This window comes from Pontibacter sp. Tf4 (assembly GCF_014212495.1).
Classification (GTDB): Bacteria; Bacteroidota; Bacteroidia; order Cytophagales; family Hymenobacteraceae; genus Pontibacter.
In genome coordinates, this window is the sequence record NZ_JACKZC010000013.1 from 40,761 (window position 1) to 67,424 (window position 26,664).

Here is a 26,664-nt window from a genome sequence, read left to right on the forward strand (position 1 = left end):
GGTAGTTTAGGTTTAAACAACATTCAAGTGCTAGACAGAATCATTCATTTTTCTATCTACAACAAGCTTATTATCGGCCTTTTTACGCTGGTGCTTGTTGTATGGGGTAGCTATTCCCTCACGCAGCTGCCCATTGATGCCGTACCTGACATCACCAATAATCAGGTACAAGTTATAACCACCAGCCCTTCGCTGGCAGCCCAGGAAGTAGAGCGGCTCATCAGCTTTCCGGTAGAACAAACGATGTCTACTATCCCTGACATCGAAGAAGTACGCTCCATTTCCCGCTTTGGCCTTTCCGTAGTGACCATCGTTTTTAAAGAGAAGGTTGATGTGTACTGGGCCAGGCAACAGGTGGCAGAACGGTTAGTAGAAGCTGCCGAAAACATTCCCCCTGGGGTAGGTAGCCCCGCGATGTCCCCTATTTCTACAGGACTCGGGGAGATATACCAGTATGTGGTACATGCCAAGCCGGGTTACGAAAAACAATACAGCCCCGTCGAGTTGCGCACCATCCAGGATTGGATCGTACGGCGGCAGCTGCTCGGCACGCCCGGGGTGGCGGAAGTAAACAGCTTTGGCGGCTACCTGAAGCAATATGAAATAGCGGTAGATCCTGACCGGCTGAAAGCGCACAACCTGAGTATATCGGATGTGCTGGAAGCATTAGAACGTAACAATGGCAATACCGGTGGTGCCTATATTGACAAGAAACCGAATGCGTACTTTGTCCGCAGCGAGGGCCTGATTGAAAGCCTGGAGGAAGTCGGAAAAGTAGTGGTACAGAACACATCAGATGACACACCGGTGCTGATCTCGGATATTGCCCAGGTACAGTTTGGCACGGCTAACCGGTACGGGGCGTTAACGGATGCAAAAGGCGAAGCGGTGGGTGGTATTGTGATGCTGCTCAAAGGCGAGAATACCAACCAGGTAGTCGAGCGCGTGAAAGAGCGTATGGCCCAGATCACCAAGTCCCTACCGGAAGGGGTGGCCGTGGAAGCTTTTTTGGACCGTAGTGAGCTGATTGGACGGGCAATTGGCACCGTGGAGCGTAACCTGATCGAAGGGGCGCTGATCGTTATTTTTGTGCTGGTGTTGTTCCTGGGTAACTTCCGTGCAGGGCTCGTGGTGGCTTCGGTGATACCGCTTTCTATGCTCTTTGCCATCATCCTGATGAACCTGTTTGGTGTCACAGGCAACCTGATGAGCCTGGGAGCTATTGACTTTGGGATTATTGTAGACGGTGCCGTAATCATTGTAGAAGCCACGATGCACCATTTGGGTTTAAGAGGGGGGCAGAAGCTTACCCAGGCCCAGATGGATGAGGAAGTATACGACTCAGCCCGTAAGATCCGCACCTCTGCTGCCTTTGGGGAAATCATCATCCTGATCGTGTATTTACCTATCCTGGTGCTGGTGGGTATCGAAGGCAAGATGTTCCGCCCGATGGCCCTGACCGTTTCGTTTGCTATACTTGGAGCTTTTATCCTTTCGCTGACCTATGTGCCGATGATGTCTGCCCTGGTGCTTAGCAAAAACACCAACCGCAAGCGCAACATCTCCGATAAGATGATGGACTTTTTCCAGCGGATGTATAATCCTGTTATTCAAGGGGCGCTCAGGTTCAAAGCATTGGTATTACTCCTGGCAGTGGGGTTATTTGCCTTGGCCATGGTGATCTTCGCCCGTATGGGCAGCGAATTTATCCCAACGCTGGAAGAAGGCGATTTTGCGCTGGAAACCAGGCTCCTGACGGGCAGCTCACTTTCAGAGACTGTAGAAAAAGTCTCGCTGGCATCCCGTATACTCAAAGAACAGTTTCCAGAAGTAAAAGAAGTCATCAGCAAGATCGGTGCTGCGGAAATCCCCACAGACCCGATGCCAATGGAATCGGCTGACGTGACCATCCTACTCAAAGACAAAGAAGAATGGACCAGCGCAGAAACCAGGGAAGAGCTGGCTAGTCAGATGACCGAAGCGCTGGAAGTTATTCCGGGTGTCACCTTTGGGGTGTCCCAGCCCATTCAGCTGCGATCTAACGAACTCATTTCCGGGGTGCGGCAGGACGTAGGCATCAAGATATTCGGCGAAGACATGGCCGAGCTAACCCGGCTCTCGCAGGAGGTAGGCCGCGTGGTGGCATCGGTTGAAGGCGCAGAAGATCTCTATGTCGAGCAGGTATCAGGGCTTCCCCAGATTGTAGTGGACATCAACCGTGACCAGATCGCCAAGTTCGGGCTGGACGTGGAAACAGTCAACCAGACCATCAATGCCGCCTTTGCCGGGCAAAGCGCCGGGATGGTGTATGAAGGGGACCGACGCTTTGATATGGTGGTGCGCCTTACACAGGAACAGCGGCAGGACATCGACGATGTGCGCGAACTCTACATAACGACTTCAACCGGGATGCAGGTGCCGCTCACGCAGGTAGCCGACATCCAATACCAACAAGGGCCCAACCAGATCCAGCGCGAAGACGGCCAACGCCGCATCATCGTGGGCTTTAACGTCCGAAACCGTGATATAGCGAGTGTTGTCGAGGAGGTTCAGGAAAAGATTGACCGTGCCGTGCAATTGCCTGTGGGGTATTTTGTTACGTATGGAGGCCAGTTTGAAAACCTGGAGCAAGCCAACCAGCGGCTCTCAGTTGCTGTTCCGGCAGCCCTGGCCCTGATCTTCCTGCTGCTCTACCTGACGTTTCGCTCGGTGCGCCATTCGCTGCTGATCTTTACCGCCATTCCTTTATCAGCTATAGGCGGGGTACTCGCCTTATGGTTGCGTGGGATGCCCTTTAGTATCTCTGCCGGGGTCGGATTTATCGCCTTGTTTGGGGTAGCCGTGCTGAATGGCATTGTCCTGCTAGCAGAGTTTAACAGGCAGCGCAAAGAGTACCCAGGCATCAGCTTGCGGGAGGTGGTGTTGAACGGTACGGCGATACGTTTGCGACCTGTGTTGATGACAGCTACGGTGGCTTCGTTGGGCTTTCTGCCGATGGCGCTATCGAATACCGCAGGAGCCGAAGTACAGAAACCACTGGCTACCGTGGTGATCGGTGGGCTTATAACCTCCACGTTGCTGACGCTGGTGGTCTTACCTGTACTCTACATCCTGCTAGAAAACTACTACCTGCAACGCAAGCAAAATAGATCAGGTGGTAGTGATTTCTCTACTGCTGTTGTCTCAGTATTCCTTATTCTTGCCACCTTCGGCCTTCTGGTAGGTGCAGCACCGGCTGCTCTGGCACAAGGACCTGTGAAGCAATATACTTTACGTGAAGCAGAGGCACGCGCACTCAAACAAAACCCAGCAGTAGGCGCAGCGAGAGTAGAAGTAAAGAGAAGTCAAGCGTTGCAAGGAACTTCCTGGGACCTGGACAAAACGCAGGTACAGTTTTCAACTGGCAAGCTGGCTACGGGTACCTATGATAACGAAGTTTCCGTCTCGCAGTCCTTCTCCCTGCCCACTTTGTATAGCAGGCAAGCCAAGCTTGCTAGCGAACTCACCCAGGTCAGCAAAGTTAACCTGACGCAACGGCAGCGGGAAGTGATCCGCGATGTGCGGCTCAACTATTACGGTCTGGTGTATGCCTTATCACGGCTACGCTTGCTTACCTACCAGGACAGCTTGTATGTGCAGTTTGCTAAGGCTGCCCAGACGAGGTTGCGCACAGGCGAAACAAACCTGCTGGAGAAAGTAACTGCCGAAGCGCAGCTATCTGAGGTGCGCAACAACGCTTTTCAGGCCGAAACAGATGTCGCCGTCTTTCAGGAAAGGCTACAGGCGCTGCTGGTAACCGATACGCTTGTCGCCACAGCCGATACCGTACTGAACCGCTTGCCTATGCCTACAATAACTGAAGCGCAACTAGAGCAAAATCCAAGACTTCGCCTGGCACAGCAACAAGTCGCTGTACGGCAGGCAGAGACGAAGCTGGAACGCGCGAAATTGCTACCAGACCTACAGCTTGGGTATACAAACCGCACTATAGGAGGAAGCCATGCCAGCGATGGGGCTGAAGCCTTTGAAGCGCCACAGGAAGTCTCTGTTGGGCTTGCTATCCCGCTTTGGGTAAAACCACAGAAGCGCCGTATTGCGGCTGCGGAGTTGCAGGCAGACGTGGCAAAGTTGAACCTGCAACAGACCCGAAACGAGTTGCAGGCAGATGCCCAAGTGGCCTTACAACAAGCCTTAAAATTGCAGAGCAGTCTCACATATTACGAAAAGACGGCCCTGCCACAGGCGCAACTTATCCTTACGCAGGCCACGAAAGCTTACCGGGCTGGAGAGATAAGTTACCAGGACTACATTCTGAATTTGAACCGGGGACTAACCATCCGCTCTAATTACCTGGAAACACTTTATACTTATGATAAAGCAGTTATCGAATTACAGTACCTCCTGGAAAATCAACTATAACTAATTTATAAGAGAAATCATCCGACATGAAAAGGATCATCTATATCGCATACCTTACCTGCTTTCTGTTTTTCACTTCCTGTGGTAACTCGGCTGAACCTGTAGCGGAAGAGGCGGAAGCACATGAAGAAGAAAGCCCTACTAGGGCAGAACTTACCACAGAGCAATATCAGGTCGCAGGGATTACATTGGGTAAACCCCAAATGCGCAACCTGAGCAACATGCTTACGCTAACGGGCAAACTGGATCTGCCTCCGCAGAACATGGCTTCGGTGACTGCACCGCTTGGCGGCTTTATCCGGAAAACAGAAGTGCTGGAAGGCCGCTACGTGAAAAAGGGGGAATTGCTGGCTACCATTGAAAACCCGGAGTTTGTGACCTTGCAGGAAGATTACCTGGAAGCCAGGAATCGCCTGGACTACTTGGAGCTGGAATACAAACGCCAAAAGGAGCTGCACGCGGAGCAGGTCACGGCCGCTAAGACCTACCAGCAAACCGTGGCTGAGTATAGAAGCATGCAGACGCGGGTGCAGGCCTTGCAGGAACGTTTAGCCATCATCGGCATTAGCAATGGTTCGCTGCGAAGTGGCAAGATCAGACGTGTGTTGCCCCTTTTAGCGCCGCTGGAAGGCTACATCACCTTTGTGAATGCGGATGTGGGACAATACGTAGCGCCCACAGATGTGCTTTTCCGTATCGCTGATACCGATCACATGCACGTGGAGCTGACCGTGTTTGAGAAGGACTTAGCTACGTTAAAAAAAGGTCAGAAAGTACATTATTCACTTCCTGGAGAAACAGTGGTGAACCATCAGGCGACGATCTACCTGATCGGCAAAGAGATCAGCCCGGAACGGACCGTGCAGGTGCATGCACATATGGAGGATGAAGACAAGAACCTGGTACCCGGTATGTACGTGCAGGCCCAGGTAGCCCTGGATGACAAGCAGGTGCTTGCTTTACCGGAGGCGGCAGTGGTGCAGGAAAACAACAGCAGTTACATCTTTTTATACACTGGTCAGGTAACCGAAGGAGATGCCGTAATGAAGCAGTTTCGTATGGTACCTGTAGAACGGGGCATAGAAGAAGGTGGCTTTGTACAGATCGCTTTTCCTGCTGGGGTCGATACGGCAGCCAGTAACTTTGTCACCAAAGGCGCACACTCGCTGCTTGCTAAAATGCGAAATGCTGAAGAAGCAGGCGGCCATGGCCACTAAACGCAAAGGAAATGGATACAGTAAAAATCATTAGGCATCTTTTTTTAGCAGGTCTCTGTGAGATCGGGGGAGGCTATATGGTGTGGCAATGGCTGAAAGAGGACAAACCACTGCGGTATGGTGCATTAGGAGCTATTATTCTCGTGTTGCACGGGATAATAGCCACCTGGCAAACAGCAAGTTTTGCCAGGGTGTATGCCACCTACGGGGGAATCTTTATCATCATGTCCCTGGCCTGGGGGTGGAAAGTAGATGGCCACAGACCGGATAAGTATGATGTAATCGGAGCCTTAATCGCCCTGCTAGGCGCTTGCATCATCATTTACATGCCCCGAGAATAAAGGAAACGCTAAATGAATAGAACTATGCTACAAAACATAGAAAATACACTACATCAAAAAAGTATAAAACCCACTGCCATGCGCCTGCTGGTGCTGGACTTCCTGTTAAAGCAACAGGCCGCTGTGAGTCTCAATGATCTGGAAGCGGCTTTTCACCGCGCCGACCGCATTACACTGTATCGCACCCTGAAAACCTTCGAAGAAAAGGGATTGGTGCATAGCATTGCGGATGGAACGGGTTCGGTAAAGTATGCACTTTGCGAAGAAGGTTGTGCATGTGCTCCTGAGGACTTGCACGTGCATTTTCATTGTAACATATGCAATGAAACCTATTGCCTGCCCAAGTCCCGCATCCCGGAGATTGCCTTGCCCGAGAACTTCAAGACCGAAGAAATCAGCCTGATTATGAAAGGCACCTGCGCCAGCTGTTCTTAAAGAATGCAATGCAGTTGCATGCAAACAAGCCATAGCTTTGTAACAGAAACTAAAAGGACAACACCGTGAAGTTTAACTGGAACATGCCTGCTAAGCTCCAATCTTCTTACCAGCAAGAGCTAGCTGCTTATGATGCTAGTTGGAACAAGGGACACGTCCTGCAAGCATGGCGGCATTTGGAACGGGCGCATATCCTGGGACAACCGTACCCACTGGCCCATACCGCTGTGCATTGGCAAATGCTTTCGTTTGGCTTTAAAACCAGAAACAGAAAAGAAGTCATAGGCCAATTGCCGCGCTTGCTAGTAGGCGGCATCAAATCCTGGGCCGGGATGATCCCGCTTGGCAATACAGGCAGGGCAAACGTGCCGCCCCTGAAACCGATGCCTATTCCGGACGATTTGCAGCAGATCATAGCTGCTGCCCATTAACTATAAATGCAAAAACGATGGATAAGAACGCTGAAACAACTAAGAACATAGAAGAAGATTTTAAACCCCTAGAGATTACTTCCCCCCGAACGGCAGAAGCACCGGGGCCAAACGTGGGCGCAGCGTGCTGCTCAGCAGACGGCATAACAAAGCTGCAAGGGGCCGTAGACCATGCGCATGCTGCTGAAGAAGCCAAGTCTTCCTATGTGCCTACTATCCTGTGCTTAGTTCTGCTGCTGGGTGGTATCTTGCTTGACTACCTGGACACACCCTGGTTTACCGGTTATATCAGATTCATAACTTTCGGTATAGCCTATGTGCTGGTTGGCTGGCGCGTGGTGTGGCATGCCATCAGAAGCCTTCGGAGCAGCTTTTTTAACGAGTTCTTCCTGATGACCATGGCCACGCTGGGTGCCTTTTATATTGGGGAGTATGCTGAAGGGGTAGCCGTGATGTTATTCTACGTGATCGGAGAGCATTTCCAGGAAGCAGCGGTACTACGCTCCAGGCGCTCCATCAAGGCACTGATCGACAACCGACCGGATGAAGTGGGCGTGGTTACTGCTAATGGCGTGGTTAGCAGGAAAGCGAAAGAGGTACAAATTGGTGAAGTCGTGCAGGTGAAAGCTGGTGAAAAGATAGCGCTGGATGGGGAGTTACTGACTGAGCGTGCTTCGTTTAATACCGCTGCCTTGACAGGGGAATCCAAACCGGATACGAAGGCTACAGGCGAAGTAGTGCTGGCAGGAATGATCAACCTGGACCAGGTGATCGAACTCAAGGTGACTTCTGCCTATGAGAATAGCGCCTTGTCAAAGATCCTGAAACTGGTAGAAGAAGCGGGTAGCCGCAAGGCCAAAACACAGCAATTTATTACCAAGTTTGCCAAAGTATACACGCCGATCGTCTTTTTCCTGGCCGTAGGGCTTACGTTCATCCCTTACTTTATTTTCGAAAGCTATGACTTTAACCAGTGGCTTTACCGGGCGCTGATCTTCCTGGTTATCTCTTGTCCGTGTGCGCTGGTGATTTCTATACCATTAGGGTATTTCGGTGGGATCGGGGCTGCATCGCGTAACGGTTTACTGTTCAAAGGCTCTAATTTCCTGGACCTGATGACGCAAGTTGACACCGTTGTGATGGATAAAACCGGTACGCTCACAGAAGGTGTTTTCCAGGTGCAGCAGATAGAAACGGTCTTGCCCGATAAGACTTGGTTCTTATCCGCTGTAGCCGCATTAGAGAGCAAGTCTACCCATCCGATTGCCCAGGCTGTCGTTGCTAAAGCAGGGCAGACCTATCAAAAGCACGCTGTAAGCCAAATAGAAGAAATAGCTGGTCACGGCTTGAAGGGTACCGTGGATGGCAAAGAGTTGCTGGTGGGGAATGGCAGACTGCTCGAGAAGTTTAAGGTAAGTTATGACCCGAGTGTAAAGGAGATCGTGGAGACGATTGTACTGGTCGCTGTGGACGGTGTGTATGCGGGTTACATTACCATAGCGGACAAAACAAAAGCAGATGCACCTCTGGCTGTGAAGCGAATGCGGGAGCTGGGTGTAAAGAAACTAGTAATGCTCTCGGGGGATAAAGACTCCATTGTACAGAAAGTAGCCAAAGAATTGCAGTTGGATGAAGCGTACGGCGGACTGTTGCCCCAGGATAAGGTAGCCCATGTAGAAAAACTAAAAGCAGAAGGCCGAACAGTGGCCTTTGTGGGCGATGGCATTAACGATGCGCCCGTGATCACGCTGGCCGATGTAGGCATGGCCATGGGTGGCCTCGGCTCGGACGCGGCGATTGAAACAGCAGACGTGGTCATTCAAACTGATCACCCTGCCAGAATAGCGACTGCGATCGAGATCGGTAAAAAAACGAAGCAGATCGTGTGGCAAAATATTGGCCTCGCATTTGGCGTGAAAGCCATTGTGCTGATCTTAGGGGCTGGTGGCCTTGCTACCATGTGGGAAGCGGTATTTGCAGACGTAGGTGTAGCCTTCCTGGCAATCTTAAATGCGGTGCGTATTCAACGGATGAAGTTTAAATAAAAGCAACCTTAACCCTCCATTTAGAACACCCTAAAGAACAGAGAAGTAAACCCTTGAAAACACATTTACAAGTATGTAAATTAGCTTTATGGAGCTAAAAAGTAAACAATATTACAGCCGCAAATCCCATCGCTACTTGGGTATTTTCCCGGTGTACAATTCCTGTTCTGAACACTTGGGGGTTTTACTTTAGCTGGAATGACACAGGCAGGTTGCATGGTGATCTTTTTCTGAAAGAGAAATAGCATTTCCCGGCATCGATGCAACCGGTATCTCCGCAACAGGTAGTGGATGGACTCAAAGCAAAAAGCGAAGTGGATTCTGTCGTGTCTATTTAGCTAATCGAGCTAGCAGGGGTACCTACTTACCTGATACGCTATTTTTCCGGTCAAGCAGAGCATGCTGCACATGATGCTGGCACACATACGCCAGCGAAAAAACCAATGTTAAAGTGCAGTTAGCGCATGCTGAAACGGGCCAGTTGATTTCAGCCTTATCTAAAGAAGCCGCTATCAAGGTTGCCACCAGCCAGGTAGCGGACCCGGTAAAAGTGGATAAGGAAGATTATCTGACTGAGATCGGCTCACATCATGAATACCGCGAAAGGCTACTGCCAGCCTGGGCCGTTACTTTTAGCCAACCCGACAACTGTACTGTGTACGTGTCGGCCGAGCTAGGTGCTTTTCAAGCCATCCGGCACAACCAATGGCGCGTTTTGAAGTTTTGTGGATGTTGCATACCATGGATTATGAAAGCCGCGACAACTTTGGCAATGTTCTCTTGAGGGCATTTTCTGTCTTCGGGTTGTTTACTGTACTCTCAGGTTTGTACTCTATTGGGTGTCTTCACCTTCAGCTAAAAAGGTGATGAAGAAAGTACAGAATGTGGGACCTTAACCTTACCAATCTTACAGGCTGATAGGCAAAACTACAAAAGATCCCGCCCTGAATACTTATTCCGTATTCTACTGTCTCCACTAGAAGAGAAAGGTTGTCTTGATGATGTCCCAAGCAACGAAAGTAAACATAGAGCTCCCAAGAAGAGAAACGACATATTCATAGAGCAAATAGCATTGGTAGCACGTTCTTCTCAATACCATAGCAGATGCGGAGTTAAATAATACACAGAGGTAGCAGATTAGGAGCGTTACAGCAGGTACAGGATTGTAGTCACTTCCAGGTGAAATGCTACCTATCTAAAAGTCACTTAAGCTAATACTAATAGCTAAAATATGTAAAAAATAGTGCATGAATATGTAAAACATATGGGTGCGCCGAAGTGTATAATCAAACACATTTTCGTAAGATTTAGCTAAATATAAAAAAAGTGACTTGATACTAATTATAGTAGCGTTTACAGCAGATGGTGATAATCTCGCACTTTTAAGCTGTCCCATACACAGTATTGGCAGAATAGAGAAGGGTATGATCACTGGTGGATGGGGCAGCTCTAAGACAAAAGTGCGGATGCGATCTCCTCCAGACCAAAAAGAATAGCAATGAAGTTATTTTTAAAGATGATGACTGATCTTTTAATAAATTCTCAATCCTTCCATTATAGGCGTCCAGGAAGAGGTTAAACTACTTCTTACACCTGTTAACTAACAGACTCTAAACGTTCCCCCTGCGCTACAGGAGGTACCTACTGAAGATGTTTATCTCATTATAGTTTCAGTTGACCTTTCTCTGGCCACGACCACCCGGAAAAGGCAGGCAGGGAATACACCCTGAATTTTTTATTTCCTTCGGTGGTAAGCTCTACTTATTAAATTCTTTACATTTCATCCCGATTATAATGTATAAACTTTTGATCATATTGCTGTTGCTCGGGATCGCTCCTTCAACTTACGCGCAGCACGAACAACACAAATCTGCCCAGCAAAAGACTGAAATTTATACCTGTCCGATGCATCCGGAGGTACAAAGCTCCAAGCCTGGCAAATGTCCCAAATGCGGCATGACGCTGGTAAAGCAGAAACCAAAAGCCCCGGCTAAACAACAGCAGCCCCCGCAGAAAAAAGCAAACCAAGCCAAACCTGCAACACCGGCTAAGAAACCTGCGCAGCAGAAGCAAGCGCAGCCGACTCAGAAGAAAGCTCAACCTGCTCATAAACATGCACAGCCTACTCAAGAAAAAACGGAAACACCTGTACAGAACCCACAAGAAAAAGAAAAGTCTATCCATAGAGCAGGGCATAAGCCGGAGAGCCCGGGGCCAACATATAAACCGCGTACCGTGCGCTACGATCTTTATGTACGGGATACCCTTGTAAACTTTACCGGCAAAACTAGAAGAGCGGTGGCTATAAACGGCAGCATTCCGGCACCTGCTTTAACCTTTACCCAGGGCGATACAGCCGAGATCTATGTGCACAATGAAATGGATGTAGAAACTTCTATCCATTGGCACGGCGTGTTTCTGCCAAACCGCTTTGACGGGGTACCCTGGCTTACCCAAAAACCGATCAAGCCCCACTCCACTTACCTGTACAAGTTTCCGATCATACAGAACGGTACCTACTGGTACCATAGCCATAGCGGGTTCCAGGAACAGAGTGGGATGTACGGAGCCCTAATCTTTAACAAAGTAGATGAACCGGACATGCCCGCTATCCCGATCGTGCTCAGCGACTGGACCGATATGAATCCCAAAGAGGTTTACCGGTCATTGCGCAGCGCCAACGATTGGTTTGCCATTCAGAAAGGTGCTACACAGAGCTATGCAGAGGCTATAAAGAAAGGCCATTTTGGCACCAAACTTAAAAATGAATGGAAACGGATGACGGCCATGGACGTGAGCGATGTGGCCTACGAGAAGTTTTTAACCAATGGGCAGGATATGGCGGAGCAAACCCATTTTACAGCCGGAGATGTCGTAAAGCTCAGGGTAGTGAATGGCGGCGCCTCCACCTATTTCTGGCTGACGTATTCCGGTAGTAAGATTACGGTGGTTGGCAACGATGGCAACGATGTAGAGCCCGTGGAAGTGGACCGCCTGATTATCGCGCCTGCAGAAACCTATGATCTGCTGGTAACTATACCTGACAACATGCAATACGAGTTCCTGGCGACTGCCGAAGACCGCACCAATACCACCTCGCTGTGGCTGGGCAGGGGCATGAAAATGAAGGCACAGAGGTTGGGCAAGCTCAAATATTTCGAGGGTATGAAGATGATGAACGACATGATGAAAATGAACGGGGACATGGAACCGATGGGCATGGAAATGAGCAACCAGCAGATGGACATGAACAGCGTGATGTATCCGGAATCCGCAGAGGAGGACCACAGCATGCACGAAGAAAAATCCACTGCACCCGCTATCGACAGCAGTATGAAAATAAAGCAGAAAGAAGCGGACACCACCTCACACCAGGGCCATAACATGCCGGGGCACGACATGCAGAACATGGGTGGAAGCAATGGTGAGATAGTAACCCTGAATTATGGCATGTTGCGTGCTCCTGAAAAAACGACCCTTAAACCCGGTCCTGAAAAAGTATTGCGTTTTGAGCTAACCGGTAACATGAACCGCTATGTCTGGACTCTTGACAACAAGACAGTTTCGGAGTCAGATAAGATCCTGATCAAAAAGGGGGAAAACGTGAAAGTTATCATGTTTAACAACTCCATGATGCGCCACCCGATGCACCTGCATGGGCACGATTTCAGGGTGCTCAATAAGCAGGGGGAGAATGCGCCCCTCAAGAATGTAGTTGACATTTTGCCAATGGAAACCGATACGATAGAATTTGCAGCTTCGGAGAGTGGCGACTGGTTTTTCCATTGCCACATTCTCTACCACATGATGGCCGGCATGGGCCGGGTGTTTACCTACCAGAACTCCCCGCCTAACCCGGAGCTTCCGGACCAGAAGCTAGCCTGGAAAAGGTTAAATAAGGAAGAGAAGATGTTTTTGCCTTCAGGGATGGTAGGGTTGGAAAGCAACGGCAGCGACGGAGAATTTATACTAGCCAACTCTCGTTACCAGCTTTCCACCGAGTGGCGTATCGGTTTTAAGAAGGCGTATGGCATTGAGAGCGAGACCTACTTTGGCCGTTATTTCGGTAAAATGCAGTGGCTGTTCCCGTTTATAGGGTTTGACTATCACTACAATAGTGTGAAGAATGAGCCGGAGGAAACGTTGCTGGGCCAGACAAGCAATCAGAACAACCGGAAAGCTTTTGTAGCCGGTGTGCAGTATACTTTGCCAATGTTATTTCTGGCAGAAGCCAGAGCTGATAGTGAAGGTAAGTTTCGATTTCAGTTACGCCGGGAGGATATTCCGCTTACAAGTCGCTTGCGCCTGAACCTGATGGGCAACACCGATAAAGAGTACATGGCCGGCCTGCGATACGTGGTAACCAAGTATGTTTCGCTTTCCACGCATTACGACAGCGACATGAAGTATGGTGCTGGACTTACTTTTGTTTATTAAACATCTAAAGATAAATCTTACTTCGTTTAATCAGAAGCAGATCCTGTTTCAGAAAATAAAAACTCCATGATAAGTTTTGTTTGGCACCTAGTGCTACACCTGCTAGTGCCCATACTGGTTGCTTGGCTTTTCTTTCGCACTAATTTTAGACGAGCTTCGCTCATTATGTTTTCTGCTATCTTAATTGATTTGGACCATCTTTTGGCTGATCCCATTGTAGATCCCACACGGTGCAGTGTAGGGTTTCACCTGTTACATAGCTACTGGTTGATACCTGTTTATGTGCTACTTTGCTTTTGGCCGAAGTCCAGGCTTTTGGGCCTCGGTCTTGTTATCCATATTGTGCTTGATTGGCTCGAATGTCTTTAACCACCTTGCTGAACAATAAATTAAATAGTAAATTCAAAAAGGACAAAATGGCATGATCAGCCATAAAACAACCTGTTTCCTGCATCCGGGGCTACACTTAAGGAAAGGGGTGAGCTACTTAAGGATAAGGATCTACCAAGTGATAGAAAGTGGGCAGGCATGAGTAAAAAGTGTGAAGTCTTCGAAAAGAAGTAAGCCTCAAAGACCTCACACCACTTCATACATTTAGTTAAAGCATTATTTAGGCTGTTCTTGCAGCCAGGCTTCCAGCTCTTTGATTTCCTTTGACTGTTGATCCATTGTTTTCTGCGCCTCTTGCTTGAGTTGTTGGTCTTTGCCCATGCTGAGATACGCTTTCGTCATGTCGAGCCCCATTTGATGGTGCTGGATCATCATCTGTGCAAATGATTGATCCGTGTTCCTAGCGCTCCTATCGTCCTGGTGCATCTCTCCCATCATGTTTTGCATCGCATGCACCATTTTCATAGTTGTAGCAGTATCTCCGGAAGTAGGCTTGTGCTGGTTTATAAATGCCTGCAGTTCATTCATTTCTTTTGACTGTTGATCCACTGTTTTCTGTGCCATTTCTTTCATTTGGCTATCAGTGCCGTTAGCCAGCTCTTCCTCAGCCATCTCAACAGCCCCTTTATGGTGCACTTCCATCAACAGTGCAAAATCATAATCGGGATCACCTGTCATCTTACCAGTCATGTCCTGCATTTGCTGCATGTTCTGATGCATAAGATCCAGCATGCTACCTGGCGCCATGTCGGTATCCATGGCAGCTTCTGAAGTTTCACCCGTTGTCACTTCAGTAGTAGTAGTCTCCTCTGTTGTGCTTTCCCCTCCACCACATGCTGCTATAAACAGGAAGGCCCCTACCATAAGCAGGGTCGTTTCATTCTCCATTTGCTGGCGCGGATCTGCGATCCGTGACTTGCTTATAAAGTCGGATTTGCAATCCGACTGGGCCAGAGGCCCAACTATAGTCCGACACGAGCGAGGACGCTCGCGCCATGGTAACTTAATTTATGAGAATGAAACGGCCCTGCTACCATAAGGGGTATAAAGGAGATTTGTGTTACGTGTTTTTTCATAGTCTTCAGTTTATTAAGTTAAGTTAAATGTATACGGTTTGATCTTCAGGCTGTTGAAAATGGAATAAAGCGTTGGTACTATTTTATTTGCCTTCGTAACAGCTGGGCGTTAATAGCAACAATGACGGTACTCAGGCTCATCAACGCAGCACCCACCGCCGGCGAGATCATAATGCCTTGCTCATAAAGCACACCTGCGGCCAATGGCAATGCGACCACATTGTAACCGGTGGCCCAGGCCAGGTTTTGAATCATCTTGCGGTAAGTTGCTTTGCCAAAAAGGATCAGCGAAGCTATATCCTGCGGATTGCTGTTAACGAGTATAATATCGGCTGTTTCAGCGGCTACATCGGTTCCTGAGCCAACGGCAATGCCTACATCAGCCTGTGCCAGGGCTGGGGCGTCGTTTACACCGTCACCCGTCATGGCCACAAACTCACCTTTAGCCTGCAGTTCTTTTACCTTTTCCTGTTTTTGGTGCGGCAATACGTTGGCCAGGTAACCATCCATCTTTAGTTTGTCACTGACACTTTTCGCGACCCGCTCGTTATCACCCGTCAATAGTAAATTCTTGATGCCATTAGCCTTCAGGATGCGGATGGCTTCTGCTGATTCTTCCCGTATCTGGTCGCGCATGGAAATGTACCCCACCGGCTGCCCGTTTAGCAGGACATAAACAACAGTTTCAACACCTTCTTCCGCCTGACTGGCAGGTATCTGGATGTTGAACTCTTTGATGTAGTTAGGGCCTACTACTTTCACCTCTTTGCCTTCTACCATGCCTTCCAGTCCTTTGCCGGGCAGGTAGGTAAATGTTTCGGAAGGGGGCACCGTGATTCCTTCTTCTTTGACTTTGCGCAGTATGCCCTGCGAGATAAAATGCTCGGAGTTCTGCTCCACCCCAGCTGCTAAACGCAGCATTTCTCGTGGATCTATGTCGTGGCTAAACATGACAACCGAGGCAATCTCATGAGAGCCTTGCGTAAGCGTACCCGTCTTATCAAAGATGATGGTGGTAATTTTGCGGGAATTTTCGAAAGCGGTACGGTTGCGGATAAGCAGGCCGTTATTAGCAGAAACAGCGGTTGAAATAGCCACAACCAAAGGCACTGCTAATCCTAGGGCATGTGGACAGGAGATAACCATAACGGTCACCATCCGCTCCAGCGCAAAAGCCAAATCCTGACCCAGTAGAAGCCAAACGGCAAACGTGCCAAAGCCAGCGATCAGCGCCACATAGGTCAGCCATTTTGCTGCACGGTCAGCCAGGCGCTGGGTCTCCGATTTTGTCTTTTGTGCTTCCTGCACCAGGGTGATTACTTTATTCAGGTAACTATCCTTTCCTGTACTTGCCACCCGCACCTGCAGCGAACCGTTGCCGTTGATCGAGCCGCCAATCACCGCATCCCCCTGTGCTTTTTTAACGGGCTTACTTTCACCCGTTAGCATGCTTTCGTTCAGGTAGCTTTCGCCCTTCTCTACCGCCCCATCAGCAGGAACTTTCTCGCCGGGTTTAACCAGGATCAGATCCCCTTTTTTCAAGTCTTCAAGTGGCACCAAAACAGTTTCCCCATTCTGGATCAGCATGGCTTCAGCAGGCATCATGCTTACGAGCAACTCCAGGGCTTTAGAGGCGCCCAGTACTGATTTCATCTCGATCCAGTGCCCGAGCAGCATGATCACAATCAAGGTGGCGAGCTCCCAAAAGAAGTCCATTCCCTCCAAGCCAAATACAATAGCTGTACTATAGAGGTAAGCGACCGTGATGGCCACGCCGATCAGGGTCATCATGCCTGGGGCACCTTTTTTCAGCTCTTCTACAAGGCCAGTTAGGAAAGGCCAGCCGCCATAAAAGTAGATGATGGAAGAGAGCACAAAAGCCAGGTACATGCTATAAGGTATAGCTACCGAAAAGCCCAGGATGTGCTGCACCATTGGGCTCAGGATAATCACGGGTACAGACAATGCAAGCGATACCCAGAACCGCTTTTTGAAGTCATCAATCATCATGCGGTGATGATCGTGCCCATGCGAGCCGTGGGGCGGATGGCCGGTCGTGTCTTTATGCATGGCATGTTCGTGGCCATGCAGGGTCTTCTCTTCCAGTCGTTCAGTCAGCTGGTCTTTCTGATGCTTTGCTGCTGGATGTTCCCCTTTGTGAGGGTGATGTGCGTGGTCCATATGTTATTCTCTTTACATATCCTGAGGCAGAGGGCTACCCTATCATTTTCACTTTCACACTTTTACGGATGTTGTTCCATTTACAAGTACTTTTTTGACGGGTAAGCCTCTCAGGTATTTATACTCCAATCTTTTAATCTTATAAAACATGCAGCACTAAGATACAATAAAGAAAGGTGAATACGCCGGCTTTACATGTTCTAAAGAGACCTGGTAGCGCTCGCTGCTTTAATGTACAGGAAGGTAATCTTCACCTGAATTAAACTGTATTTTATACTTCTTTTGTATCCTTACTACTCCCCGATCACCTGATTGCTTTACAATATAGAGAACTGATGTGTTTTATAGATTCATTGAATAAACTTACATATATCTTCATAGGAGATTATCAATGGAATTACGCTGGTGGAAGTCGTCCTTTTTATATTGGAGGAGAGTAAACCCAGTGACATCTTTAAACTGGCTTGAGAGGTGCTGCAGGCTTTTATAGCCCAGGCACGTTGCAATCTCTGCCTTTGATAATTCATCATAGGAGAGAAGCTCTTTGGCACGCTCTATCTTTTGTAGCACGACAAACCTGCTTAAAGCAACTCCCTCAGATGCCTTAAAGGCAGTACTGATCGTAGAATAATCCTTGCCTAGCTTGTAAGCTAAATAGGTAGAAACATTAGTAGCTAGCGTAGCTATTTTCTCTGACCGGATCAGATCTATCACGGCTATCTTGATACTTTCTACCAGGTCTTTTTGCTTGTCACAGATCAGCTCAAATCCCAAGCTGACCAGCGCAGCCTCTAGGGTCGCAATGTTTAGGCCTTGTGATGCCTCCACTGTTGCGGATCCGAGTACAACTTCGAGCACACGCAGGTCTAGCTTTTCCAGCTCATGCTGTACGGCTGTGATGCAACGGGGGCATACCATATTCTTTATACGAAGCACCTGTTGGTGCGAACTCTCTTCATGCATCCTTAGGAAATGATGCCTGCGCTTCCAAAAGGACTGAATAGACCTGGAATTGCAGAAGTGAATGATACAGTAACTGGTTAGACGCCTGCCAACTCCCACTAAGATGGGTAAGTCTAGGCGCACAAAGCCGCCTGCCTCAGACACGTTAGCGCATGGCTATCGCCTGAAGCAGGTGTAAGACTGCATGTTCAATCAAATCGTAAGAGAGTGCAGAAAGATCCTGATGTCCGGAATCTTGGGGACTGGGTCGTCTGGAGGGACAGGAGATACTTCAAAAGCAAAGCGGCTCAGCGTACCTGTAAGGATAGCTTGGTAAAAAACATTGGAGCTGACGAAGGGGGCTTTATCAAGCGAAGGCAAGTACGCTGCCGTAGATGCCTTAACGAACGGAGCATATGCTTTCTCTTCACAGCAGTCGGCATCGTCAGAGCCTGAGTGAGAATGATCTGACTGCGCATGAGTGTGCTCCTCTGCATGCTTGTGAGCAGAAGCCTGCGTATCCGGCGCAGCACTGTGATGGTGCCCTTGTGCAGCGAAAGTAGGCAACAAGCGATCTGCCAGATGCGGCAGGTTGCACGCCAACTGGATAAGGTATAGGTTTAGGAACACTGCAATCAGCAGCAGTCCTGGAATACCTCTACGCTTTGCCTTTTTTTTACTGCTCATAAGCCTAAAGCACAGTTTAGGATTTATTTATATGTAAAGATAGCAAGAAATAGTGCATGCGAAAAGAGCCATTGCTATCTAGCCCTTGCCGCTAAGCCTAGGTCTTCAAATTCATCGGTAACACGCATCAGGATGGTTCTAGTAAGGTTAGGGTCCCGTGTAAAGCATAACAGGCCAGATTTTTCAATACCTTCCTACTTGTCATATGCAATTACATACGCAAAAAGAGGTATGAACAGGTGCTAAAGGCTATTTAATCTTTTGTATTGAAGCGCGCTAGGCTAGGAGAGTTATCAAAGTCGAGCTGGGGTACAAAAGCTTTTAAGATTGTCTAATAGGCACTCGAACAAGCTTTTTAAATAAATGCTACTATTTACTCCATGCCAGTACGTCATAAATATATAAGTTTCATCCATAAATCTATAAAACTCCCCTACTAGCGAATAGGTAAACATTACCTAAACCTAACTACTAAAACATACACTATGAATAAAGACTTGATAAGAATACTGGCCGAATGTGCTGCAGCTTGTAACCATTGTGCCGTTTCCTGTTTACAGGAAGATGATGTAAAAATGATGGAGCGCTGCATTCGGCTTGATTTAGATTGTGCGGCCATTTGTAAGGTGGCACTAGATTATGTTTCCCGCGACTCTACGTTAGCTAGGGAAGTGCTAGACTTATGTGCCAGGGTGTGTCGGGAATGCGGGGAAGAGTGTGCCAAGCATACCCATATGGAACATTGCCAGCTGTGTGCCGAAGCTTGCCGGCGTTGTGAGCAAGCCTGCCAGCAGAGATGACCATGCAAAATACCAAACGCCGTGATTGTTCAAGTAGAATCATCAGAGTGTTCTGCTTTACAGTGCCTGCTAATTTTCTAATACTGTACTTCTAACTCCCATAGATGAGAAAGCCCGGCTGACGACAACGTCAGCCGGGCTTTCTCATCTATGGGGATCTAAAGGTTTACTTTTTCTCTGATTGATACGTTGCCAAGCAGCCACCTATCAGTCGGGTTTACTTAAGGATGCAATCAATTATTTCGTATTTCTTGAGGAGCTGTGCAAGCGCACTATCTGCCATGTTCCATTATCCTTCTTTAAGGTGGAGGTGGCCACGCCTTTCTTTTTGATGGTACTTCCGTCCTTAGCCAATACGATCGTGTAGATGTAGGTTTCAGTGGCAAAGGCATAAGAGCCATCTACTTGCACGTCCACTTTATAGTCGCTGTAGTTAAAAGACTTAAATGCTTTTAGCTCAGGTGCCAGGTGATGATCGAGGTAATTGGCATACGTGCCTTCCACGCCCCCTGACTCGAATACTCTGGAGTCGGGTGCAAAGAGGTGCAGTGTTTTAGAAGCGTCCAAAGCCTCTACGGCCGCTTTGTAGTTGCTCAGTACCAGTTTTATCTGCTGGGCATCACTTTGAACTGTAGTTTGTGCGAACAGCTGTTGCAGGGAAAGCAGGCAAACTGCAAAAACAATGGATAAAAATTTCTTCATGTGGGATTTGTGCGAGGTTAAATAAAAATGATTTTATAAGCAAAAGCGCTTCTAAGAGAAAATTAATGGCTTAAGAAGCGCCTTTGACTGATTTCCTTCTAAGATTGGAGCTTAATGATGATGTTCTTCCAGGAATTTTCCTTGGGGGCCGACACCTTCAATGTGCACGAGTTGCGCTCCGTAATGGCCGGCCATGGAGACAGCATACGCGGAGCCTGTTAATACAAGCGCAGCCACAGCCACACTCCAGCGCTTGCCCTTGAATAAGAATTGGCTAAGCAGCTGTACAACCACGCCTACAGCTCCCAGATACACGGTCCATTCAGCATATAGGTCGTGCTGGTCGAGCACGAGCTGGGCATGGGCTGACAACCCGGACGTATGCGGGTGGTTATAGTTCGCAGCCAGGTAAGCCGTGCCAAATCCAATCAGGGTGGCAACGGTAGCAACCCAGTCTAATTCTTTGCGCAGGAACTTGATGTTAACCAATAGCACTGCCGCTGCTACCATCAGCAGCATGATCGGAAAGTGGACAATGAGCGGATGGGTATTTGGAAAATCACTTAGCGAAGCATGCACTTCGCTTGGCGTGTGCTCATGGGCTTCCGTATGCTCACTGGCAGCTGGCACTGGCTGCTGTGCTACTATAGTATCACTAGCCGGATGCGATGCATGGGCTGCTGTATCGATAGTTACAACTTTTGCTGGCTCTGCTTTTTTCTTATCGTGCTTTTCGCCTCCGTGTGCCAGGACAGAAGAGGCAGCGAGTAAGGAGAAGGCCACTAGGCCGATAAAGGGTTTAAAAAAGGAATGTTTGCGTGTCATGGGTGAAATTAGAGTGTTTGATTGTTTAAAAGATTATGGTTTGATGACAATGCCATTGGGCATGCGGCCAATGGCAAGTTCTTTTACCTTGGCATAGGTTGTTGCATCTAGCACAGTCACGGTATTTGCACCCTGATTGGTGATATAGGCCAGGCTTTTGTCCGAACTGAAGGCAATGGCGTGCGCATCAGCGCCGGTTGCTACTTCTGCCTTTTTTATCCAACTAGCAGTGCCCCGTTGATAGGCCACTACTTTACCGTCCGTGGCGTTGCTTACCCATAGCTCCCTTGAATTCTCCTGGTAGGCCACATACCCGGGCTTGAAGCCAAGTTCAAGTGTTTCTGTTACCGTTGTTGATGCTACATTTATGATACTGACTGTCTGCGCGCTTTCATTATCCACATACATGTTGCCATCGGTAGCCGGCCAAGCCCCTACTGGGTCTTTGCCCACCTGCAAGGTCTTTAACACCGTTTTGGATGAAGGGTCAATCACCGAGACGGATGCATCCCCGGTATTGGCAACAAAGGCTAAGGTGCCATCTGTAGCAAAGGTGACCTCAGAAGGGTCTTTACCTACGGTGATAACTGACTTGATAGACCAATCAGAGGTATCAAATACAAGCACGGTACCTGAATTTTTGTTTTGCTGTCCGATCCATAGCTCATTCCCGGCAGCATTGAACGCTGCATTATGCGGCATACTGGGTAAAAGGAGCGTCTGCTCGACTAAGCCCGTTACTGCATCCAGAATAACTACCTTAAATGATTTGTCGCTTTCATCCATACCTCCATGCCCGCCGCTTAAATCAGTGGAAGTGATCGCAACAGCAAGTGTTGTTTTATCAGGACTTATCGAAATGTGGTGGGGCGCTACAGCATCCTGTAGTTTAATTGTTTCAGCCAATTGATTTTCGTTCAGTTTGATAACAGCAATCGTATTATCTAGCCCATTCACGACAAAAGCAGCCGGATAGGTTATGTTCAAGGGTGTCACCTGCTCCTCGTCGTGTACCATGAGGTCATTACAACCTGTCAGGCTACCTACAAGTGCTAAGGCCCCAATAAATGATGTCCCAAATTTATGCATGAGGTTATGAAGTTGATAGAGGCAGGTAGAACGCAAGCCCTGCTTACTGATTTGACTAAAGATGATAAGGAAGGGAGCACTTTTTAGTACTGCTCCCTTTCTTCATTTTAATTAAGAACCTCTTCGTTGCTACCGCACTTGAGCATTTTCTCGCCAAAGTATGGGTTGCGAATCTCTTCATTCGAGCTCAGCCAATAGGCTCCCTGGTCGTTGTTGGCCATCGGGCAGTGCTGGTAGTATAAGGTTTCATTCGCGGCACCAAATGCTTTGGTCAGGGCAAATGTAGCTTCAGATAGTAGTTCCAGTTGGGCACGTTGTGTTTCCAGGTCAGTAGCTCCAGCCATGGTAGAAGCAGCTTGCCTGACCTCACTTAGTTTTTCTTCAGCGAAAGTTTTCTGCTCACCTTGCAGTGCCGTTACATCTACTTTCTCGGCTGCAGCTACTACGGCTTTGGCATCTGCCTGTGCCTGCTGCGCGCTAGAAGCAACCAGCTTGTCTTTTAATTTCAGGTAATTATTAACCAGGGTAGCAACCTGCTCTTTTACAGGGCTTGCTGCCGAAGTATAATCCGGCGTTTCAACAACCACTTTGCCTGAAGCCGGCGTGGTCTCACCGTGCGCCATGCCTTCATGGCGTTCCATGTTTTCAGTTTCGGCAGTAGCAGTAGTATCCTGTTTTGCTTCAGTGCAAGAAGTAAATAGGAAAGTTGCCATAGCAGCGGTTACAAAAGTCTTTTTCAGCATTGTTTTAAAAATTAGTTGATTGAGATTTATTTAAATTGGTTTATTAGTGCGATGAGCACGATTAGAGTCACTGTACCAATGACGAGCCAGCGTAGCCGCCTGCGCCACTTACCGGCTGGTTTTTCGTCGCCGGATTTGCAACATTCTTTCATATCAGAAATTAATTAGTGCTGATGGCCTGCCATCGGGTTAGCGCCTTTTTTGAGCACAAACTCACTATACAACAGGTAGGCACCGGATACGACGACCTTGTTATTTTCTTTTAAGCCGGAAAGTATAGCGACACTATCCGCACTTGTTTCCCCGATCGTCACCATTTGGGCCTTGAAGGTGTTCTTACCCGACTGCACCCACACATGGCTGCCGCTTTCATCACGAATCACAGCATCTGTTGGCAAGGTAAGGGCAGATTTGTTCGGACTCGGAAGTATCACATTGGCTTGCATGCCCGGTAGGTATTGGTCATTTGGGTTTGGCAATTCAGCACGAAGGATAACTACCTGGCTACCGGCCCTGAATTCCGGGCTGATAAAAGTAACTTTTGCCGCTACCGGCTCCTTGTCAAAACCTTCCACCGATACCTGGATAGGATCACCTTCTTTCACGTTGGCAACTTCCTGCGGATACAGCTCGGCTTCTACCCAGATCTTGCCCAGTTTGCCCAGCCTGTAAAGTACACCGCCTTCGGCTACATACTGTCCTTCGGCAGCAGCCACTTCGGTAACCACACCACTGGCTGGTGCCACAAACGTTATCCGGGAACTTACATTTCCGGATTTAGCCAAACTCCTTATCTGCCCTTCGGTTAATCCGAATAGAAGTAGTTTCTTTTTAGCAGCCTCCAGGAAGGAAGAAAACCTTGTGTTTTCTTTCCCCAGTTCCTGGTTCTGGCGCAAGGCGAGCAGGTATTCACGCTGAAGTGTCAGGAGCTCTTCAGAGTATAACTCGTAAAGCGGCTGCCCTTTTTTTATCGTTTGTCCACTTTCTTTTAGATATAGTTTCTCTACTCGTCCGGCGGCACGGCTACTTATCACATCGGTCTGTGTTTCGTCCAGAACCAGTTTGCCGCTAAGTATAGAATTGCTGCCTACCGAACCAGATTTTACACGCATGGTTTTGATGTTTCCTAGCTTGATCTGGTTTTCCATCAAAACAAGTTCCCCATTATCCTTACCCGTCTGCGATACCAGTACCAGATCCATAAAACAGATAGGGCAGGTGCCTGGTTTATCCTGTACAATTTGCGGGTGCATCGGGCAGGTATAGGTTGCCGATTCCCCTTCCGCGTGTGATTTTTCTTCCACAGAGCAGGCCGCTACAACTATAGCTATCAACAGGAAGAGTATGTTCGAATATCGTCTCATGGTTTTCTAATTATTAACCTTAATAAAGCTTTCACTGTCTACCAGGAACTGTGCATTGGCAGCAATGACATCGGTTTGTTTTAAACCGGATATGAGCTGGATCTCACTGCCAGCGTCAGTGCCAGTGGTAACAGCTACAGGCTCAAACACACCATTCCTTCTTATGAAGGCGACCGTCTTGGTACCAATATCCAGCACCGCAGCGCTGGGCACCCAAAGGGAAGTGTCCGTGCTGTATGTTGCCTGGGCACTTACCAGTTGCCCTACCATTGCAGCTTTCATGTTACCTGGCAAATACACGCGCGCCTTCGCAAAATTCTCCCCTTCATCAAAAAAGGGCTGAAAGAAATCTATGTTGGCCGCCAGCTTTTCGCCAGGTAGTTGCGGAAATGATATTACCACAGGAGAACCTTCTGCTAATGCGCTCATTTTACCGGCGGGAATATTAAACTCTGCCCAAAGCTGCGTTGCATTTACTACGCGCAACAGTGGCTGCCCTACGGTTACATACATGCCCTCGCGTAACTGAATAGCCTGCCCGGCTGACGCAGTAGAGGCAGCTGGAGTTGGCGCAGCAGCGCTACTTCCGCCCATAGCATCCATGTCGCCTGCGTTAGCTGCAGGCGCAGTAGCCGCACTTGCTGTAGCAGCAGGTGCTGATGCATTCAAGTCAATAACATAACCATCATAAGGACTGTAAACCGCAAACGTATAGCTCTCCTCTCCATTTCTGATTAGCCTGTTGATCTGCTCGTTGGAAGCGCCCAGGTACTGTAGTTTCTGTTTGGCTGCCTGTATCAGTTGCTTGTCCTCGGGGGCAGACTGTACCAGGTATAGAAGTTCTTTCTGGGCCGTAATCAGGTCCGGACTATAGATCTCCATCAGCTTCTGACCTTTGCTTATCGGCTGGAAATTAGACTTTACAAACAGTTTCTCTATGCGTCCGCCTACTTTTGCCGGCACCGAATACACACGACGCGGATCATAGCTGATAATGCCATCCATCTGCACTGTTGCCTCCATTGCTTTTTGCTCTGGTTTTATAGTTGAGATGTTGGCAACTACCGTAGTGTTGGTTGGCTTCAGCAAAAAGGCCAGGTCTTCTGTAATTTCTACGCCATCACCATGCACAGCTTTGGGCACCAGGTCCATGCCGCAGATAGGGCAAGAGCCAGGCTCATTTTTAACAATCTGTGGGTGCATGGGGCAGGTGTATTCCGTTTCACCCTCTGCATGTGTTTTTTCTTCCACCGAGCAGGCAGCCACAGCGAAGGCTACCAGCAGGAAGAATATGTTCAAATATCGTCTCATGTTCAATTTTTGAATGTGTGAATGAGTGAATAAGAAGTATGTGTTCCTTTCCATTATTCGAAAGTCAGTTATTATAATTACTTCTCGATCTCTTTCTCATAGCTTACCGTCATCTGATAAAGGGACTGTAGCAGCTTGAGATACTCCATTTGCGCCATGTTCAGGGCTTCCCAGGCATCAATTACCAATGGCAATTCTTCGTTGTTTTGTTCGTAGGCCAGCATGGTCACATCATAATTCTTTTTGAATGCCGGTATGATTCTATTGTTGTAGTTGGCTGCCTGCTCTCGCATGGTATTCAACTCCAGTGCCATGTTACGGGCCATCCCCTGCGCTTCGTTCAGCATCGCCTCACGTTCGCGTTGCATGGCCTGTATCTCCAGGTTCATGGCTTTGGTATTGGCCTTGTACATTTTCGACGACCATGGCGCAATCGGAATCGAGATCATACCCATGGCAGTGTATTGCTGCGGCATCATCCCGTCACGCGGGTACATGTGGTCAAAACGGATGCTAAAATCTGGCAGGCGCTCCTTCTTTTCCATCTCGACGTTCAAGTGCATAGACTGAATTGTTCTGTCGAGTTGGCGGATGTCGCTACGGGAGCTGGCCAGGTAAGTGGTATCAACTGCAAGCGCAGCAGGCGCAGGAACAGCGATTGTGGTGTCAATTTTATACTTCTGATCCTTTGGCAGGTTCATTAGCATGTTAAGCTGCACGTTCTGCTGGGCGATCTGTGTGGCCGTCATCACCTGCATGTTCTGTACTTCGTGCAGCCTGGCTTCTGCTTTGTAAACACCTCCTAGCTTGCCCTGACTGTAGGGGTAGCGGATACGGGCCAGCTTGAGCATGTATTCCATGATGCGCTCGTTGTCTTTTAGTACAGCCAGTTGTTTTTCCAGCACCACCCAGTTATAATAAGCGGTCTTTGCCTGGGCACGCAAGTCGTTATAGGTGACGTCCTTTGCTGCCTGCTCAATACCAGCTCTGGATTTCATGTACTTTTCTTTGGCGCGTTGCTTTATCGGGTTTGGAATGTTCTGCTCGGCTGAAACCATCAGCGATCCTTTGTCACTCTCATTCATCACTTCAGCTCCCGGGTAGGGCGCCATATAAACGCCGCCACCTACCATCGGGGCCATCCAGCTTTTGGCTCCTTCGGCATAAGCATCCATCGCTTTTGCGCGGTAATTGTACTGCTGCAACATCGGGTTATTAGCACTTATCCG

The 26,664-nt window shown here is 48.5% G+C and carries 21 protein-coding genes; 10 read left to right on the forward strand and 11 right to left on the reverse strand.

Annotated features, from left to right (window positions below):
- Positions 1 to 27 precede the first annotated feature (27 nt).
- From H7F15_RS18495 to H7F15_RS19370, 9 genes are all read left to right on the forward strand, one after another.
- A complete protein-coding gene (locus H7F15_RS18495) occupies positions 28 to 4,419 on the forward strand; it encodes a CusA/CzcA family heavy metal efflux RND transporter (RefSeq protein WP_185198488.1) in 4,392 nt (1,463 codons plus the stop codon).
- 26 nt (positions 4,420 to 4,445) lie between these two features.
- A complete protein-coding gene (locus H7F15_RS18500; protein WP_185198489.1) occupies positions 4,446 to 5,636 on the forward strand; it encodes an efflux RND transporter periplasmic adaptor subunit in 1,191 nt (396 codons plus the stop codon).
- A gap of 11 nt (positions 5,637 to 5,647) precedes the next feature.
- The gene (locus H7F15_RS18505) at positions 5,648 to 5,977 is read left to right on the forward strand and encodes a YnfA family protein (RefSeq protein ID WP_185198490.1); all 330 of its coding nucleotides are present in this window, start codon (positions 5,648 to 5,650) and stop codon (positions 5,975 to 5,977) included.
- Positions 5,978 to 6,001: 24 nt separating this feature from the next.
- The gene (locus tag H7F15_RS18510; protein WP_185198491.1) at positions 6,002 to 6,412 is read left to right on the forward strand and encodes a Fur family transcriptional regulator; all 411 of its coding nucleotides are present in this window, start codon (positions 6,002 to 6,004) and stop codon (positions 6,410 to 6,412) included.
- Positions 6,413 to 6,477: 65 nt separating this feature from the next.
- Complete coding sequence (locus tag H7F15_RS18515; protein WP_185198492.1) at positions 6,478 to 6,843, forward strand: DUF3703 domain-containing protein; 366 nt, start codon at positions 6,478 to 6,480, stop codon at positions 6,841 to 6,843.
- A 17-nt stretch (positions 6,844 to 6,860) separates the two neighbouring features.
- On the forward strand, positions 6,861 to 8,888 hold the full coding sequence (locus tag H7F15_RS18520) for a heavy metal translocating P-type ATPase (RefSeq protein ID WP_185198493.1): 2,028 nt from the start codon (positions 6,861 to 6,863) through the stop codon (positions 8,886 to 8,888).
- A 451-nt stretch (positions 8,889 to 9,339) separates the two neighbouring features.
- The gene (locus H7F15_RS19365; RefSeq protein ID WP_221627126.1) at positions 9,340 to 9,672 is read left to right on the forward strand and encodes a hypothetical protein; all 333 of its coding nucleotides are present in this window, start codon (positions 9,340 to 9,342) and stop codon (positions 9,670 to 9,672) included.
- Positions 9,673 to 10,682: 1,010 nt separating this feature from the next.
- Positions 10,683 to 13,325, forward strand: a complete 2,643-nt coding sequence (locus H7F15_RS18530; protein ID WP_185198494.1) for a multicopper oxidase domain-containing protein — start codon at positions 10,683 to 10,685, stop codon at positions 13,323 to 13,325.
- Between the two features lie 66 nt (positions 13,326 to 13,391).
- Complete coding sequence (locus H7F15_RS19370) at positions 13,392 to 13,694, forward strand: DUF6122 family protein (RefSeq protein WP_221627127.1); 303 nt, start codon at positions 13,392 to 13,394, stop codon at positions 13,692 to 13,694.
- 237 nt (positions 13,695 to 13,931) lie between these two features.
- Here H7F15_RS19370 and H7F15_RS18535 read toward each other — a convergent pair whose 3' ends face one another.
- The 4 genes from H7F15_RS18535 to H7F15_RS18550 all read right to left on the reverse strand — a co-directional run bounded on the left by H7F15_RS18535 (position 13,932) and on the right by H7F15_RS18550 (position 18,601).
- Positions 13,932 to 14,603, reverse strand: coding sequence for a DUF305 domain-containing protein (locus tag H7F15_RS18535; protein WP_185198495.1), 672 nt, complete (start codon positions 14,601 to 14,603; stop codon positions 13,932 to 13,934).
- Between the two features lie 266 nt (positions 14,604 to 14,869).
- Positions 14,870 to 16,972, reverse strand: coding sequence for a copper-translocating P-type ATPase (locus H7F15_RS18540; protein ID WP_185198496.1), 2,103 nt, complete (start codon positions 16,970 to 16,972; stop codon positions 14,870 to 14,872).
- A 375-nt stretch (positions 16,973 to 17,347) separates the two neighbouring features.
- Positions 17,348 to 17,830: a helix-turn-helix domain-containing protein gene (locus H7F15_RS18545; protein ID WP_370523764.1), complete on the reverse strand. Its 483-nt coding sequence runs from the start codon at positions 17,828 to 17,830 to the stop codon at positions 17,348 to 17,350.
- A gap of 297 nt (positions 17,831 to 18,127) precedes the next feature.
- Complete coding sequence (locus H7F15_RS18550) at positions 18,128 to 18,601, reverse strand: DUF2946 family protein (RefSeq protein WP_185198498.1); 474 nt, start codon at positions 18,599 to 18,601, stop codon at positions 18,128 to 18,130.
- 578 nt (positions 18,602 to 19,179) lie between these two features.
- Here H7F15_RS18550 and H7F15_RS18555 point away from each other — a divergent pair.
- Positions 19,180 to 19,401 carry a four-helix bundle copper-binding protein gene (locus H7F15_RS18555; protein WP_370523766.1) on the forward strand — a complete coding sequence of 74 codons (222 nt, stop codon included), beginning with the start codon at positions 19,180 to 19,182 and terminating at the stop codon, positions 19,399 to 19,401.
- Positions 19,402 to 19,638: 237 nt separating this feature from the next.
- On the opposite strand, the gene H7F15_RS18560 is transcribed toward H7F15_RS18555, so the two are convergent.
- From H7F15_RS18560 to H7F15_RS18590, 7 genes are all read right to left on the reverse strand, one after another.
- The gene (locus tag H7F15_RS18560) at positions 19,639 to 20,103 is read right to left on the reverse strand and encodes a DUF4440 domain-containing protein (protein WP_185198500.1); all 465 of its coding nucleotides are present in this window, start codon (positions 20,101 to 20,103) and stop codon (positions 19,639 to 19,641) included.
- A 111-nt stretch (positions 20,104 to 20,214) separates the two neighbouring features.
- Positions 20,215 to 20,928, reverse strand: a complete 714-nt coding sequence (locus H7F15_RS18565) for a hypothetical protein (protein ID WP_185198501.1) — start codon at positions 20,926 to 20,928, stop codon at positions 20,215 to 20,217.
- Positions 20,929 to 20,961: 33 nt separating this feature from the next.
- Positions 20,962 to 21,945 carry a YncE family protein gene (locus tag H7F15_RS18570; protein WP_185198502.1) on the reverse strand — a complete coding sequence of 328 codons (984 nt, stop codon included), beginning with the start codon at positions 21,943 to 21,945 and terminating at the stop codon, positions 20,962 to 20,964.
- A 179-nt stretch (positions 21,946 to 22,124) separates the two neighbouring features.
- On the reverse strand, positions 22,125 to 22,760 hold the full coding sequence (locus tag H7F15_RS18575) for a DUF3347 domain-containing protein (RefSeq protein ID WP_185198503.1): 636 nt from the start codon (positions 22,758 to 22,760) through the stop codon (positions 22,125 to 22,127).
- 164 nt (positions 22,761 to 22,924) lie between these two features.
- Positions 22,925 to 24,124, reverse strand: a complete 1,200-nt coding sequence (locus H7F15_RS18580; protein WP_185198504.1) for an efflux RND transporter periplasmic adaptor subunit — start codon at positions 24,122 to 24,124, stop codon at positions 22,925 to 22,927.
- 6 nt (positions 24,125 to 24,130) lie between these two features.
- Positions 24,131 to 25,435 carry an efflux RND transporter periplasmic adaptor subunit gene (locus tag H7F15_RS18585; RefSeq protein ID WP_185198505.1) on the reverse strand — a complete coding sequence of 435 codons (1,305 nt, stop codon included), beginning with the start codon at positions 25,433 to 25,435 and terminating at the stop codon, positions 24,131 to 24,133.
- 77 nt (positions 25,436 to 25,512) lie between these two features.
- Positions 25,513 to 26,664: TolC family protein (locus H7F15_RS18590; RefSeq protein ID WP_185198506.1), on the reverse strand; the 1,152-nt coding region annotated here is incomplete at its 5' end.